Genomic DNA, 13,901 nt, shown 5'->3' with positions numbered 1-13,901 from the left:
CCTACAACGTCGATGAGTTTCTTAAAGCCGAACGTGAGCGTTTTGATAGCAATAGCGAGGTGCGCCCATGATCAGCAACGTCAAATTCAACGAACTGGAAAAACGCTTCGATCTGCTGGTGGATAAAGTCACTGTTCTTGAAGAGAAGGTCAGAGTGCTGACCGATAGCCAGGGAGGTGAAATTCCACCCGGTATGACTCCTGTCGCAACACTGGCGGCTGAGTATGGCATTTCTACCAAAAAGGCCGAGGAACTGGCGAAAAACACGGGCGTTATGCTGGTCAAACTTAAATCAGGTGGCTTTGTCGCGCCTGATGAGAAATTCAGGGAAGCGGCCCGACTTGTTCTGCGCAGTGCCAAGCGTAAATACGGTTCGGCGTACTGGTTTCATCCCTTGCTTGGCAAGTTCCATATGAGCGGAGGGATCCCGAAATGAGAAGCAAAAACGCGCCAAATGTTAAGTGCCTGCCAAAGGATAAATTCACAGAGGCGATTATTTTTGCTGGTGCAGATGCATTTGCCCATGCACAACACTGGATCGAGAGTGAGGGTAAAAAAGCAGGTGATGATATACCGCCTGTTTACCTTGGTAAAAAGCAACTGGTGGAGCTTGAGAGCCTAAAAATCGTTGATGGTGGACGCCAGTGTGTGCGAGTAATTCGCGCCGGGGAAATTGGAGAAGCTTACCTTACCCTTATTGCCCGCAAGCTGGCTCTCGCTGGTGTAAAGGAGGCCCGTCTCTTCAATGGCATGTATGAGCCAAAGCCCGTGGAGGACTGGTCGCCGCGTTTGCCTGGGTTACGTGAAGAATCTAAGCGTGGTGATAACGTCGTAGTTAATCTGCCTGTCAGCAAGAAGGATCCCATGAGGGAATGGGTAGCTCCGGCACTCAACCAGATGGGGGCCAGCCAGCGGGGTGAGGTGTTGCTGGCTCACTATGATGGCAACCTGGCTATTCATGCTGATTCCGATACTGTTCACTACTACAACGGAGTGGTATGGGTTCCGTTGCCGGATAAGGAGTTACAGCGGGATATGGCTCAAATTTTTATTGAGGCTGACGTGGCCTACTCGCAGAACGCTATTAAATCAGCAGTTGAAACTATGAAGTTAAGCCTCCCTGTAATGGGAGTAACGGCCAGAAACCTGATTGGGTTCAGCAATGGGGTATTTGATACCCGCGCTGGGCTATTCAGAAAGCACAAGAAAGATGACTGGTTGCTCATTGCGAGTGAACTGCCGTTCAGCCCACCAGCCGAAGGTGAAACGCTGGCCAGCCATGCGCCGAACTTCTGGAGGTGGTTACGCCGATCTGTTGCTGACAATGACCGTAAGGCTGATCGCGTACTGGCCGCATTGTTCCTTGTACTGGCGAACCGGTATGACTGGCAGTTGTTCCTTGAGGTTACGGGGCCGGGGGGAAGCGGTAAAAGTGTGATGGCTGAGATATGCACTATGTTGGCGGGTAAGGCCAATACGGTATCGGCCAGCATGAGGGCACTGGAAGACCCACGAGACAGGGCGCTGGTGGTGGGGTACTCGCTTATCATCATGCCAGATATGACCCGTTATGCCGGAGATGGCGCAGGGATTAAGGCGATTACTGGCGGTGATAAGGTGTCTATCGACCCGAAACACAAAGCTCCTTATTCGACACGTATCCCCGCAGTGGTACTGGCCGTAAACAACAATGCCATGACGTTCAGCGACCGTAGCGGTGGTATTTCTCGACGCCGGGTTATTTTCAATTTCTCGGAAGTTGTGCCCGAAAACGAGCGGGATCCTTTGCTGGCAGAGAAAATAGAGGGGGAACTGGCGGTAGTTATTCGCCACCTTCTTACCCGGTTCGCCGATCAGAGCGTGGCAAAACAGATGCTGCATGAGCAGCAGAAGTCAGAGGAGGCGCTGGCAATTAAGCGTGAGGGGGATTCGCTGGTGGACTTCTGCGGCTATCTGATGGCGTCAGTTGTCTGTGATGGCATGTTTATCGGAAACGCCGAAATAGTTCCATTCAGCCCACGGCGCTACCTGTATCACGCGTATCTGGCATACATGCGTGCCAATGGCCTTAACAAGCCGGTATCGCTGATGCGGTTCGGTACTGATATGCCTGGCGCTATGGCTGAATATGGCAAGGAATATCAGAAGCGGAAGACTAAGCAAGGGATTAGGTCCAACGTGACCCTGCACGATGATTCAGAGGACTGGATGCCGATGTGCACAACGGATACCGGAGAAAATCAAAAGTAATAGGATAAGTGTTCACCAGTATTCACCCTGTTAAAAAGCGTATCTATAACAGTTAGTTAAATGGTGAACACTTACTATTAAAGTATTCACCAAGTGTTCACCCTGTTCACCTCTTTCAAATTGTCCAAAGGTGAAGGGTAGGGTGAACACTTGTGAACACCTGAAAGAATAGTGTTCATCATATAACCTAATGAATTTACTGATGAATACTCGGAAGGTGAACAGGTGAACACTTAAACGTACATTTTAAAATTTTACAGGAGGGGCAACATGCCAATCACTCATGATGAACGCAGGGAACACCTGGAAAAGTTTGGTTTGACCAGTCTTGATACAATGCACACTGCTGATTACCGTAAAGCTCTCGAAGAGGAAGCGTTCTTTTGGGATGACCCACACGGCTTTGTAATGCACACCCTTTCTGGGGAGCGAATTGTCACCAATACTGAACAGCTTGATGCATTGCTGGAGCATCTGGAAGGATACAGAGTGTTGTTATCTGAGCCGCCTGGTTGGATGTCAGAAAAGTAATCATTGTTATAAATATGATATTTCGTGACCTGCCTTCTGTACCCATCTTTTGATTTGTTATATTGTGTTTTCCTATAGAAACATATGCTCGACTTTACCAATACAAGAATCGCGGTGGGCGCACAGTAGGTAGGTTTTGCTGATGGATAAAAAGAAGCAGATGGAGCAATTCAATATTGCTTATATACGTTCCCTTGCTGCACATGCAGGTTTTAAAGTATCTAGTTGTGAAGTGGATGATGATAGTATTGATATAACCATTGAAGGTACGGGATTTAATAACTCGCTTTTTCGCAACCCGAAAATAGACATTCAATTAAAATCTACCAAAAATTTCAAATTAAAAAACAATATAATTACATATCCACTGGTAATGACTCCAACTTACTGATAGTGTTTTATGTTCAGATAATGCCCGATGACCTTGTCATGCAGCTCCACCGATTTTGAGAACGACAGTGACTTCCGTCCCAGCCTTGCAAGATGTTGTCTCAGATTCAGATTATGTCGCTCAATGCGCTGAGTGTAACGCTTGCTGATAACGTGCAGCTTTCCCTTCAGGCGGGGTTCATACAGCGGCCAGCCATCCGTCATCCATACCACGACCTCAAAGGCCGACAGCAGGCTCAGAAGATGCTCCAGTGTGGCCAGAGTGCGTTCACCGAAGACGTGCGCCACAACCGTCCTCCGTATCCTGTCATACGCGTAAAACAGCCAGCGCTGACGTGATTTAGCACCGACGTAGCCCCACTGTTCGTCCATTTCAGCGCAGACAATCACATCACTGCCCGGTTGTATGCGCGAGGTTACCGACTGCGGCCTGAGTTTTTTAAGTGACGTAAAACCGTGTTGAGGCCAACGCCCATAATGCGTGCACTGGCGCGACATCCGACGCCATTCATGGCCATATCAATGATTTTCTGGTGCGTACCGGGCTGAGAGGCGGTGTAAGTGAACTGTAGTTGCCATGTTTTACGGCAATGAGAGCAGAGATAGCGCTGATGTCCGGCAGAGCTTTTGCCGTTACGCACCACGCCTTCAGTAGCGGAGCAGGAAGGACATCTGATGGAAATGGAAGCCACGCAAGCACCTTAAAATCACCATCATACACTAAATCAGTAAGTTGGCAGCATTACCATATCCACTAAAAGCAAAGAATTATTCCGATCTTATTGGTGATAATGTATTATCTCCAAGATATTTAGTTCTTCTTCATTTGCCTGTTAATATATCTGACTGGTTATATCACGGCGTTAATGGTATTACATTAAGGAATAGATGTTATTGGTTTTCACTCAGGAATTTACCTCCAAGCGCAAACAAGAATAGTATAACTCTTAATATACCTGCTAATCAGGTGTTGACTTCATCTTTCCTAAAGGACATGATGAGGGCGGCTAGCAATGGGGTGAGCGTATAATATGAAATTATACAATGAACAGTTTATAACGACAGAAAATTTTTCGAAATATCTCATTTTGAAAGGCTGGGTGTTATTCACTGAATTACCTCAGGTCGCTAATGTTTGGCGTTACGGGAAGAATAATGATTATGAAATATTGCAACCAGTCAACGCCAGCTTGAAGGATTTCTCCAATAGAGTTAATGACATCATTAATGCCCTAAGTGAAAGTGAGAATAAATCAAAAGCAGAGATTATCAGAGAGTTAGATAATATTAGTAATGACATTATTAGCTTGAGGGTGATACATGATGATGTTGCTAATGGGGAGATTCCTTTCGCTGATGGAATTCTTTTGTTTTCCAAAACTAAAGAACTAATGCTTTCGGCTGCAAGATCTGTTGTTAACCCTCAGAGAGGGCGATATTCGGGTAAAAATCCAGAGGTGGTTGAGCGCTTTTTTAATAGTTTAAAACTAGGACAAACAGAGGTTGGGAGTTATGTTCTTAATTTGGTAGCGCCAATATACTGGGACGAAGGCTCTCAAGAGGATTACTGCAAGGTTCCATTTTCACGAACTGTTACAGAACGGTTGATGTATAGCATTGAAAAACTTAACGATGCTGTAGGGAAATATAAAGAACGCGGTGATTTGAAAATATTTGAGGCTATTATCAAAGATGGTGTTAACGCAACACTTTGCTCTGCCATTATTGGATTGAGCGGGCTCAATAGATCAAGGGTTGTAGAGATTAAAGTTTTCAAGTCATTGATTGCTGAAAATGAATTTGGCGAAAATAAAAAAATATCAATAACTCCTGAAAAAATAAAGTATATAGAAGAGGCTGAAAGGTTTTATTCAAACGATTACACAGTGAAAAGTTATAGTCTCGTTGGCTCTGTTATCCGTTTGAATCGTGATGTGAATTCATTGGGTGGTGTTGTGACTATAGTTGAGTTTTCTGAGAATAATCGTAAGGTGACGGTTGAGCTTGACGAAGAACACTATAATGAAGCAATTAAAGCGCATGAGAATAAATATGAAAATGTTCGTCTGATTGGGGTGTTAATAGTAACTCCCAAAAAAACAAGGCTTGTCGATGTTAGTGATTTTCACATACATCACCATTCCATTAAGTAGCATTGTAAATTTTTCGTTTTCATGTTTTTCCATTTTAAGCCCGATTGATTTCGGGCTTTTCTTTAAGTATTCCATGTATATCTTAAGGAGTGGCACTCAGACGTGAGCCGCCATTGGCCGTTAAATAAAGCTGTAGCGAGTACAGCCTGTGGGATGCAGAAAAAGATTTAACGGCCATCCCTCCCGCGCTGGTTTCACGTCTCAACGTTAATTGTTACGGAAACCACTCCATGAAGAAATTACTCGAATTACGCCAGCAGAAAGCCGTACTCAAAACTCAGATGCGTTCCATGCTGGAAAAAGCCGACAGCGAAAAGCGCAGCCTGAATGAAGAAGAAGGTAAACAGTTCGACGAGCTCCGCGCCCAGGCTGATGCGCTTGAAGTTGAAATTACCCGCCTTGAAGCCGTCGCCGACGATCAGCGCAATCTGCCTGGCACTTCTGTTGAAGGTAAAGGCGTGACCAATGATGAGCTGCGCCACTACATCATGACCGGCGACACCCGCTCGCTCACCACGCTGGTGCAGGGTGATGGCGGCTATACCGTTATCCCTGAGCTGGACAAAGAGATCATGCGCCAGTTGCAGGATGACAGCGTTATGCGCTCCATCTGTACGGTTAAAACCACTAAAACCAATGAATACCAGAAACTGGTCTCTGTTGGCGGCGCTACCGTTAAGCGTGGTACTGAGGGCGAAGCCCGCACCGAAACCAGCACCCCGAAAATGGAACGCGTTGATATCAAACTCAACCCGATCTATGCCTACCCGAAAACAACCCAGGAGATTCTCGACTTCTCCGAAGTGGATATTCTCGGCTGGTTGTCCTCCGAAATCTCCGACACCTTTACTGAGACGGAAGAAAACGACCTTGTTAACGGTGACGGGGATAAAAAATCCAAAGGCTTTTTGGCCTATCCCCGCGCTGCCACTGGTGACAGAGCCCGTCCGTTTGGAACGCTGGAGAAAATGGTCACTGCCGCTGTTACCTCAGATGGTCTGATCGATCTGCTCTACAAACTGCGAGCCAAATACCGCAAAAATGCCGTATGGGTGATGAACTCCAACACCGCCGCTACGCTGCAAAAGCTGAAAAACGGCAACGGTGATTATATCTGGCGCGATCGTCTGGTTGCTGATTCCCCTGATACTTTGCTGGGCCGCCCGGTTCAGTATCTGGAAACCATGCCTGATGCAGCTGCGGGTGAAGCGTTCCTGGCTGTGGGTGACTTCAAGCGCGGTTACTTCATCGTGGATCACACCACTGGAGTGCGTACCCGTCCCGACAACATTACCGAGCAGGGTTTCTACAAAGTACATACCGATAAATATCTGGGCGGTGGCGTGGTGGACTCCCGTGCCATCAAGGTGCTTGAGCTTTCCGGCTCTGGTTCCTGATTTGACGTGTAAGGGGCTGCGGCCCCTTTTGCCCTCTGTGGAGTCCAGACAATGAAAACAATCGATTTTGAAATCCGCACTTCCGACTTGAGTGCCAGCAATAAAAAGCTGGTGGGCTATGCGGTGCGCTGGAACAGCCTGTCAGAAATTATCTGGGATGAATTCCGGGAGCAGTTCGCGCCGGGTGCGTTTAAAGAAAGCCTGGCATCCGGTAGTGATGTGCGTGCGCTGTATGAACATAACTATACCCAACTACTGGGGCGCACCAAATCCGGCACTCTGGTGCTGTCCGAAGATGATACCGGGCTGCGCTTCGAGCTGACGCCACCGAATACCCAGCTTGGTAATGATGTGCTGGAGCTGGTGGAGCGTGGAGATATTTCCGGCATGAGCTTTGGCTTCCGGGCGCTGAAAGAGGCGTGGGATATCGGCCAGTCTCCTTACCTGCGCACCGTGACCGCTGCCGAACTACGTGAAATCACCGTTACCTCTATGCCTGCCTATCCTGAGTCTGGTGTGGAAATTGCGTACCGTTCGCTTTTCTCCCAGCATCCTGAACTTATGCGCACTGGTGATAACCGTCGCCGCTGGGCTGACCTGGCGGGGCTGTGATATGTGGAATATCTGGCCTTTTGGCCGCAAAACAGATCAGCGCAGCCTGACCATTGATGAGTTTCTGGCGATGGCAGGGATCCCAAATACCGGATCAGGTGAGTATGTGTCTGCGGGTACTGCGGAATCTCTGCCAGCGGTGATGAATGCTGTGTCAGTTATCAGTGAAGCGGTGGCAACAATGCCCTGCTATCTGTACCGGGTACGCAATGATAACGGTCGTGAGGCGCGGGAATGGCTGAGTAATCACCCGGTGGATTATCTGCTGAATGAACAGCCTAACGTCTGCCAGACACCTTACCAGTTCAAGCGCACGATGATGCGTCACTGTCTGCTGAACGGTAACGCCTATGCGGTGATCGAGTGGGGCCGTGACGGCCAGCCGCAATCCCTGCATCCGTATGCGCCTGGGGCAGTTGTTCCTGAGCGTATCGGCGAGCATAAGTACAAGTACACCATCACCGAGCCTTTTACCGGAGCGGTACGAACCTACCTGCAGGAAGAGATCCTGCACCTGCGTTACTCCACCGATGATGGTTTTCTGGGGCGTTCGCCGATCACCATCTGCCGTGAAGCGCTGGGGTTAGGTCTGGCCCAGCAGCGCCACGGTGCCAGCATTATGAAAGACGGCATGATGGCGGCGGGCATCGTGAAGGCTAAAGAATGGCTCGACAGCACTAACGGTAAGAAAGCGCTGGATGCGCTGGAACGCTACAAAGGTGCCAGAAATGCCGGGAAAACACCCATCCTTGAAGGTGGCATGGAATATGAACAGCTTGGCATGAGCAATCAGGATGCCGAGTGGCTGGCCTCCCGCCGTTTCTCCATCGAAGACATTGCCCGCATGTTCAACGTGTCGCCCATCTTTCTGCAGGAATACAGCAACAGCACCTACAGCAACTTTAGTGAAGCGAGCCGCGCCTTTCTCACCATGACGATGCGCCCCTGGCTGACGAACTTCGAGCAGCAGATCAAATCTGCGCTGCTGGTGGCTTCACCAGTGCCGGGTATTCGCTACCAGGTTGAATTCGACTCTGCCGATCTCCTTCGTGCCACCCCTACCGACCGTTACGCCACTTACGAGCGCGGGATCAAGAACGGGATTATTAACCCGAACGAAGCACGAGAAAAAGAGGGGATGCCACCGCGTGAAGGAGGTGACGAATACAGCCAGGCATGGAAACAGGAAATCGCGGTCAATACCGGAAACGGAAAAACGGAGGACAAACCATGAGAGCCGGAGGCTTAAAAAACCGCGTAACCATCCGTAAGTTCACCACGTCGCGTTCACCTTCCGGGCAGGTTATTGAGAAGTGGGAAGACGGCGCAACCATCTGGGCAGAAGTAAAAGGTATCAGCGGACGTGAGCTGGTGGCCTCCGGGGCTGTAACGGCTGAGGCCACTGTCCGGGTATGGGTACGTTTTCGTCGCGATATTACGGCCGCTTCCCGTCTGAAAGTCTTAGCTGGTGCGTTTGCTGGCTCCACGCTCAACATCATCGGGCCGCCTGTCCCTGACACGGGTATGACGCGCCTGGAAATCCTTTGCAAACTGGGGGCAGAGAAATGAGTGAAATCACCCTGGCTGAGGCGAAGCTGCATTGTCGCATTGACGGTAACGAAGAAGATGTACTGATTCAGGCGTATATCGATGCGGCACTGGAAGTTTGCCAGAAGCATATCGGCAAACGGTTTGATAGTGGGCTGGAGTTTACCCCGGCGATCAAGGTTGGCTGCCTGATGTACATCTCCCTTCTTTACGAATACCGCACGCTAATCAGTGATGTTGAGGCTAAAGAGATCCCTTTGGCCATCTCTGCGCTGTGGTCTGTTTATCGTGATGTGGGGGTGTACTGATGCCGTGGCAACCAATGCGCCGGTGCACTGAGCCGGGATGCAATAAGCGGGTGAAGTCTGGTAAGTGCGATGAGCACAAGCGGGAAGCCTGGCGGGCGGAAGATGCCAGACGCGGCCACCGTCGCGCCCGTGGTTACTCTGCATCATGGGAGAAGTACCGCGCTCAGTATCTGAAACGTCAGCCGCTATGTGTCGAGTGCCAGAAGCTGGGCCTCTACGTTCCTGCAAAGATTGTCGATCACATCATCCCTGTCAACGGCGGTGATGATGTTCTGTTCTGGCCTGAGTGGAATCACCAGCCGTTATGCCAGATGCATCATAACCAGAAGACCACGCAGCAAGACCCCATCACCAAAGCGAACCGTAAGGCAGGGCTGTACCGAGAGCAGGAAGAGCGTGCAGCCCATCGCAATGACTGGATGTATGAGGCCAGCAATGAATGAGAAAGACGTGGTGAATCTGTACCGATCATTGATGCGCTGCCGTGATGGCTTCATGAATGGGCGAAGCAGACGCAATGAGCGCCAGACTGCGCAGCGTATGAGCGAGCGTGAACGGTAGTTGCGGGAATGCTTCCGCAACCGCTGACAGGCCGCATGGACGGGGTGGGGGCGGTTTTCAGGACAAACCTCAAGGTGCCAGGCACCGACCGCCCCCTCAAATTTTTACGCACGGTGTTTTTTTTGACAGCAGTAAGCCAGAAGGAAACAAGAAGTTATGGTGAGACCACCCAAACCACCCGCTTACCTTGATGAAATCGCAGGGCAGCAGTGGAAGACAAAAGCAAAGCAGATGGCTGAACGCGGGGATTTAACCCCTGCCGACTGGAACAACCTGGAGCTGTATTGCGTCAACTATTCGATGTACCGAAAAGCCGTTGCAGATATTGCCCTGCGCGGGTTTTCAGTTGAAGGCTCACGCGGTGCCGCCACCAGTAACCCGGCACTGAAAGCGAAATCCGACGCTGAGAAAATTATCATCAAAATGTCGTCTCTGCTGGGCTTTGATCCGGTGAGCCGTCGCCGGAATCCGCCAGAAACGGAAGAGGAAGACGAACTTGACCGTCTGGAATGAGTACGCAAACGCGATAAAAACGGGTGAAATCCCGGCCTGTAAGCGCGTAAAACAGGCCGTTGAACGGTACTTTTCAGACCTGAATGACACCCGCTATGAGTTCGATACGGCTACCGTAGAGCGGTTTATTGCGTTCTCACGGCTCTGTCCACACGTCAAAGGCCCGCTGCGGGGCCAGCCTATCGAGCTGGAGCCGTGGCAGCAGTTCGCCTTTGCTAACCTGCTGGGCTTTAAAGTCAGGGAGTCAGGCCGCCGCAAGTACAGCAGCGCCTTTATTGAAGTGCCGCGCAAGAATGCCAAATCCACCGTAGCCGCCATGCTGGCTAACTGGTTTCTGGTCATGGAGAAAGGCCAGCAGGATATCTACACGGCGGCGGTTAGCCGGGATCAGGCCCGTATCGTGTTCGACGATGCCCGCCAGATGTGCCTGCTGTCAAAACCACTGAAAAAGCGCGTCAATATTCAGGCGCACAAGGTCATTTTTCCAAAGAGCAACAGCCTGTTAAAGCCGCTGGCGGCGAAAGCGGCCACCATTGAAGGGACCAACCCCAGCCTGGCGATTGTCGATGAGTACCACCTTCACCCGGATAACGGCGTTTATTCCGCGCTTGAGCTGGGCATGGGGGCACGCCCTGAGGCGATTTTGTTCGCCATCACGACCGCCGGGAGTAATGTTGTTTCCGCCTGTAAGCAGCATTACGACTACTGTTGCCAGATTCTGGCCGGAGAAGAGAGCAACGATTCGCTGTTTGTCCTGATATACGAGCTGGACGACGAAAGCGAGGTTGAGCAGCCGGAAATGTGGATCAAGGCTAACCCTAACCTTCATGTGTCCGTTGACGCAGCGAAACTGGAATCCACTATTCAGAAAGCGCGGGGCATACCGTCGCAGTGGGTGGAAATGCTGACCAAACGTTTCAATATCTGGTGTCAGGGTTCCACGCCGTGGATGGGTGCTGGCGCATGGGATGCCTGTGCGCTTGACTACACCGAAGCGGATCTGGCAGGAATGGAGTGTTACGCCGGATTTGACCTGTCCTCTACCAGCGATATTACAAGCGTGAGCTACGCTTTCCCGTTCGACAGGGAGATCAGGCTCCTGACCCGTCATTATCTGCCAGAAGCACAGTTGCTTAACGTCGCCAACAAAAACCGCGCCATCTACCGCCAGTGGGTGAAAGCGGGCTGGATACGTACCACACCCGGCGACTGTATCGACTATGACCGCATCCGCGACGATATCCTGCGCGATGCTGAAACCTTCAATATCCGGCTGGTGGGCTTTGATACCTGGAACGCCACACACCTGCGCACCCAGCTACAGGGGGCGGGCCTCGACGTTGAGCCGTTCCCGCAAACCTATCTCAAGTTCAGCCCGGTAGCGAAATCCTTTGAGGTGTTCGTTAACCGTAAGGTAGTGCGCCATCGTGGTGATCCGGTTCTGGCCTGGGCGATTGGTAACGTGGTGATGGAGTCTGACGCCAATGCCAACATCAAGCCCAACAAAAAGAAATCCTCCAACAAGATAGACCCGGCGGTATCGGCGCTAATGGCGTTCGGTACATTCCAGGCAGAGCACGAGGATTTTGCTTTCGATATGAGTGAAACCCATAAACAGCGACTTGCGGATTTTACCGGGATTTGAATATGCTCAAACAAAAGAAAATCGAGGCAGCAATTGAAGAGATGGCCCGCCAGCAGGGGCATGAACTTAACGGGCAGGATAGGCTGTTAATTCGCACCAAAATCGCAACGGCTTTGGCAGCCACGCCAGCGAATGAGTGATAGAGTATATGTGTGGAAAAAAACTGCCACTAAGATAACTTTGGGTTAATATTTTTGCGGTCACGAAGTCTTCGTGTTCCGCGAAAGTATTTTTAACATTGCTTTAGGAGGTTAGAGAAATGTATCAATTTGCTGTTGGTGATAAGGTCCAACTAAAAGTTGGAGGACCAGAGATGGTTATCGGGAGGTTTACTCAAACAACAAGAGGCAAAGACTTCAATGGTGCTGAATGTTTTTGGGTTGAAGATGGTAAGAATACGAAAGATATTTTCCCTTTTGCGGTACTGGAGAAAGTCCCTACTATCACTGAAATAGGTGCAGAATTGCTTTAAGACTTCAAGTCTGCGCAGGAGTGCAGACAACCGACTGTAGTTATCACATTTTTACTATTCAACTCCCCCATCCTCTTACTGCTATAATCGCCACCTTTCTTACGTACTCATGCTTTCGCATAATTTCGGCTTTGTGCGATAATCCGTATATCAATCGGTGTATCAATTTCAACTGAAATTCAAAGCTTGAGTGTAATTTTAACTGATTAAAATCAGTGAGATATATAGATTATGAAGCATGTTGTTGAAGTGATGATCCCGGAAGCGGAGATCAAAGCGCGTATCGCCGAATTGGGTCGTCAAATCACAGAACGTTATCAGGACAGTGGCAGTGAAATGGTGCTGGTGGGCCTGCTGCGCGGCTCATTTATGTTCATGGCGGACCTTTGCCGTGAAGTGCAGGTACCGCACGAAGTCGATTTTATGACCGCCTCCAGCTATGGCAGCGGCATGTCTTCGACCCGCGATGTTAAAATCCTCAAAGATCTGGATGAAGATATTCGCGGTAAAGACGTTCTGATCGTTGAAGACATTATCGATTCCGGCAATACACTCTCTAAAGTGCGCGAAATTCTCAGTCTGCGCGAGCCGAAGTCTCTCTCTATTTGCACCCTGCTCGATAAACCGTCGCGCCGAGAAGTGCCGGTTGATGTGGAATTTGTCGGCTTCTCGATCCCTGATGAATTCGTGGTGGGCTACGGTATCGATTATGCGCAACGTTATCGCCACCTGCCGTATGTCGGCAAAGTGGTGATGCTGGACGAGTAAGCATAAAAAAAGCCGGGCTTTAGCCCGGCCTGATGCGTTATCCCAGCTGGCATCATGCTGCCGGGAAGGCAAGGTTATCTGTGATTGATGTGTTTCTTGCTGAGGTTCGAGACGCCCTGACGGTAGCGCTGTTCCAGGCTTTCGCGGTTCGTTGCGGTGACTTCCAGGTCACGCAGTAAACCATCGTGGATGCCATACGCCCAACCGTGAATCGTGACTTTTTGTCCACGTTTCCAGGCAGATTGCATAATGGTGGAGTGACCCAGGTTATACACCTGCTCCATCACGTTCAGCTCGCAAAGGGTATCAAGGCGGCGCTCCTGCGGCATCTCGCCAAGCAACGAACTATGCTTGAACCAGATATCGCGAATGTGCAGCAGCCAGTTGTTAATCAGCCCCAGTTCCGGGTTTTCCACCGCCGCCTGCACACCACCACAGCCGTAGTGGCCGCAGATGATGATATGCTCAACTTCCAGTACATCGACCGCGTACTGAACCACAGAAAGGCAGTTCAGGTCGGTATGAATAACCAGGTTGGCAACGTTACGGTGAACAAACAGTTCGCCTGGCTCAAGGCCGGTAAGGCGTTCTGCGGGAACGCGACTGTCAGAACATCCAATCCATAGAAAACGCGGTTTCTGCGCTTGCGCCAGTTTTTCGAAAAAGCCGGGATCCTCTTCCACCAGCATTTTTGACCATAGTGCATTGTTGCTGATGAGTGTATCTATGTCTTTCATGGAAGTTAACGACCTG

At 50.1% G+C, this 13,901-nt stretch carries 19 protein-coding genes and 1 pseudogene; 18 read left to right on the top strand and 2 right to left on the bottom strand.

Annotated features, from left to right (window positions below; genetic code table 11):
* Positions 1 to 67: 67 nt before the first annotated feature.
* The 4 genes from MRY16398_RS23895 to MRY16398_RS23880 all read left to right on the top strand — a co-directional run bounded on the left by MRY16398_RS23895 (position 68) and on the right by MRY16398_RS23880 (position 3,172).
* Positions 68 to 436 (top strand): hypothetical protein, encoded by a 369-nt coding sequence (locus tag MRY16398_RS23895; RefSeq protein ID WP_125125316.1) that lies wholly within the window; start codon positions 68 to 70, stop codon positions 434 to 436.
* Positions 433 to 2,250, top strand: coding sequence for a DNA primase family protein (locus MRY16398_RS23890; RefSeq protein WP_125125315.1), 1,818 nt, complete (start codon positions 433 to 435; stop codon positions 2,248 to 2,250). Before MRY16398_RS23895 ends, MRY16398_RS23890 begins: the two co-directional genes overlap by 4 nt.
* A gap of 270 nt (positions 2,251 to 2,520) precedes the next feature.
* The gene (locus MRY16398_RS23885; RefSeq protein WP_125125314.1) at positions 2,521 to 2,781 is read left to right on the top strand and encodes a hypothetical protein; all 261 of its coding nucleotides are present in this window, start codon (positions 2,521 to 2,523) and stop codon (positions 2,779 to 2,781) included.
* Between the two features lie 142 nt (positions 2,782 to 2,923).
* Positions 2,924 to 3,172 (top strand): DUF4365 domain-containing protein, encoded by a 249-nt coding sequence (locus MRY16398_RS23880; RefSeq protein WP_125125313.1) that lies wholly within the window; start codon positions 2,924 to 2,926, stop codon positions 3,170 to 3,172.
* Here the strand turns inward: MRY16398_RS23880 and MRY16398_RS23875 are convergent.
* Positions 3,166 to 3,863, bottom strand: a protein-coding gene (locus MRY16398_RS23875) for an IS1 family transposase (RefSeq protein WP_232034360.1) whose coding sequence is annotated in 2 segments (ribosomal slippage) — positions 3,166 to 3,614 and positions 3,614 to 3,863 — 699 coding nt in all. Because the reading frame shifts where the segments join, the coding sequence is not laid out codon by codon here. The two genes, MRY16398_RS23880 and MRY16398_RS23875, sit on opposite strands and share 7 nt — an antisense overlap.
* A gap of 41 nt (positions 3,864 to 3,904) precedes the next feature.
* Here MRY16398_RS23875 and MRY16398_RS31320 point away from each other — a divergent pair.
* The 14 genes and pseudogenes from MRY16398_RS31320 to hpt all read left to right on the top strand — a co-directional run bounded on the left by MRY16398_RS31320 (position 3,905) and on the right by hpt (position 13,148).
* Entirely contained in the window at positions 3,905 to 4,201 is a 297-nt protein-coding gene (locus MRY16398_RS31320; RefSeq protein ID WP_172600683.1) for a DUF4365 domain-containing protein, read from the top strand.
* A 1-nt stretch (position 4,202) separates the two neighbouring features.
* Positions 4,203 to 5,324, top strand: a complete 1,122-nt coding sequence (locus MRY16398_RS23865; protein WP_125125312.1) for a hypothetical protein — start codon at positions 4,203 to 4,205, stop codon at positions 5,322 to 5,324.
* A 230-nt stretch (positions 5,325 to 5,554) separates the two neighbouring features.
* Positions 5,555 to 6,721 (top strand): phage major capsid protein, encoded by a 1,167-nt coding sequence (locus MRY16398_RS23860; protein ID WP_125125311.1) that lies wholly within the window; start codon positions 5,555 to 5,557, stop codon positions 6,719 to 6,721.
* A 51-nt stretch (positions 6,722 to 6,772) separates the two neighbouring features.
* Complete coding sequence (locus tag MRY16398_RS23855; RefSeq protein WP_125125310.1) at positions 6,773 to 7,333, top strand: HK97 family phage prohead protease; 561 nt, start codon at positions 6,773 to 6,775, stop codon at positions 7,331 to 7,333.
* Position 7,334: 1 nt separating this feature from the next.
* Positions 7,335 to 8,567: a phage portal protein gene (locus tag MRY16398_RS23850; protein WP_125125309.1), complete on the top strand. Its 1,233-nt coding sequence runs from the start codon at positions 7,335 to 7,337 to the stop codon at positions 8,565 to 8,567.
* Positions 8,564 to 8,902 (top strand): phage head closure protein, encoded by a 339-nt coding sequence (locus MRY16398_RS23845; protein ID WP_125125308.1) that lies wholly within the window; start codon positions 8,564 to 8,566, stop codon positions 8,900 to 8,902. The genes MRY16398_RS23850 and MRY16398_RS23845 overlap by 4 nt, the downstream gene beginning before the upstream one ends.
* Positions 8,899 to 9,189 carry a head-tail connector protein gene (locus tag MRY16398_RS23840; RefSeq protein WP_125125307.1) on the top strand — a complete coding sequence of 97 codons (291 nt, stop codon included), beginning with the start codon at positions 8,899 to 8,901 and terminating at the stop codon, positions 9,187 to 9,189. The genes MRY16398_RS23845 and MRY16398_RS23840 overlap by 4 nt, the downstream gene beginning before the upstream one ends.
* On the top strand, positions 9,189 to 9,632 hold the full coding sequence (locus MRY16398_RS23835) for an HNH endonuclease signature motif containing protein (RefSeq protein WP_125125306.1): 444 nt from the start codon (positions 9,189 to 9,191) through the stop codon (positions 9,630 to 9,632). Before MRY16398_RS23840 ends, MRY16398_RS23835 begins: the two co-directional genes overlap by 1 nt.
* A complete protein-coding gene (locus MRY16398_RS30705) occupies positions 9,625 to 9,750 on the top strand; it encodes a hypothetical protein (protein ID WP_172600682.1) in 126 nt (41 codons plus the stop codon). The genes MRY16398_RS23835 and MRY16398_RS30705 overlap by 8 nt, the downstream gene beginning before the upstream one ends.
* 156 nt (positions 9,751 to 9,906) lie before the next feature.
* Positions 9,907 to 10,263: a phage terminase small subunit P27 family gene (locus MRY16398_RS23825; protein WP_125125305.1), complete on the top strand. Its 357-nt coding sequence runs from the start codon at positions 9,907 to 9,909 to the stop codon at positions 10,261 to 10,263.
* The gene (locus MRY16398_RS23820) at positions 10,247 to 11,908 is read left to right on the top strand and encodes a terminase large subunit (protein ID WP_125125304.1); all 1,662 of its coding nucleotides are present in this window, start codon (positions 10,247 to 10,249) and stop codon (positions 11,906 to 11,908) included. Before MRY16398_RS23825 ends, MRY16398_RS23820 begins: the two co-directional genes overlap by 17 nt.
* Positions 11,909 to 11,910: 2 nt before the next feature.
* Positions 11,911 to 12,097, top strand: a pseudogene (locus MRY16398_RS23815) (hypothetical protein).
* 70 nt (positions 12,098 to 12,167) lie between these two features.
* Positions 12,168 to 12,380, top strand: a complete 213-nt coding sequence (locus tag MRY16398_RS23810) for a YodC family protein (RefSeq protein ID WP_125125303.1) — start codon at positions 12,168 to 12,170, stop codon at positions 12,378 to 12,380.
* Positions 12,381 to 12,611: 231 nt separating this feature from the next.
* Positions 12,612 to 13,148, top strand: coding sequence for a hypoxanthine phosphoribosyltransferase (gene hpt, locus MRY16398_RS23805; protein WP_125125302.1), 537 nt, complete (start codon positions 12,612 to 12,614; stop codon positions 13,146 to 13,148).
* Positions 13,149 to 13,222: 74 nt separating this feature from the next.
* Here hpt and can read toward each other — a convergent pair whose 3' ends face one another.
* The gene (gene can, locus MRY16398_RS23800) at positions 13,223 to 13,885 is read right to left on the bottom strand and encodes a carbonate dehydratase (RefSeq protein ID WP_039078401.1); all 663 of its coding nucleotides are present in this window, start codon (positions 13,883 to 13,885) and stop codon (positions 13,223 to 13,225) included.
* Positions 13,886 to 13,901 lie beyond the last annotated feature (16 nt).

The organism is Phytobacter sp. MRY16-398 (assembly GCF_003925915.1).
Lineage (GTDB): Bacteria > Pseudomonadota > Gammaproteobacteria > Enterobacterales > Enterobacteriaceae > Phytobacter > Phytobacter diazotrophicus.
The sequence above is the reverse complement of the archived record's forward strand: the minus strand, read 5'-3'. Positions and strand labels throughout refer to the sequence as shown.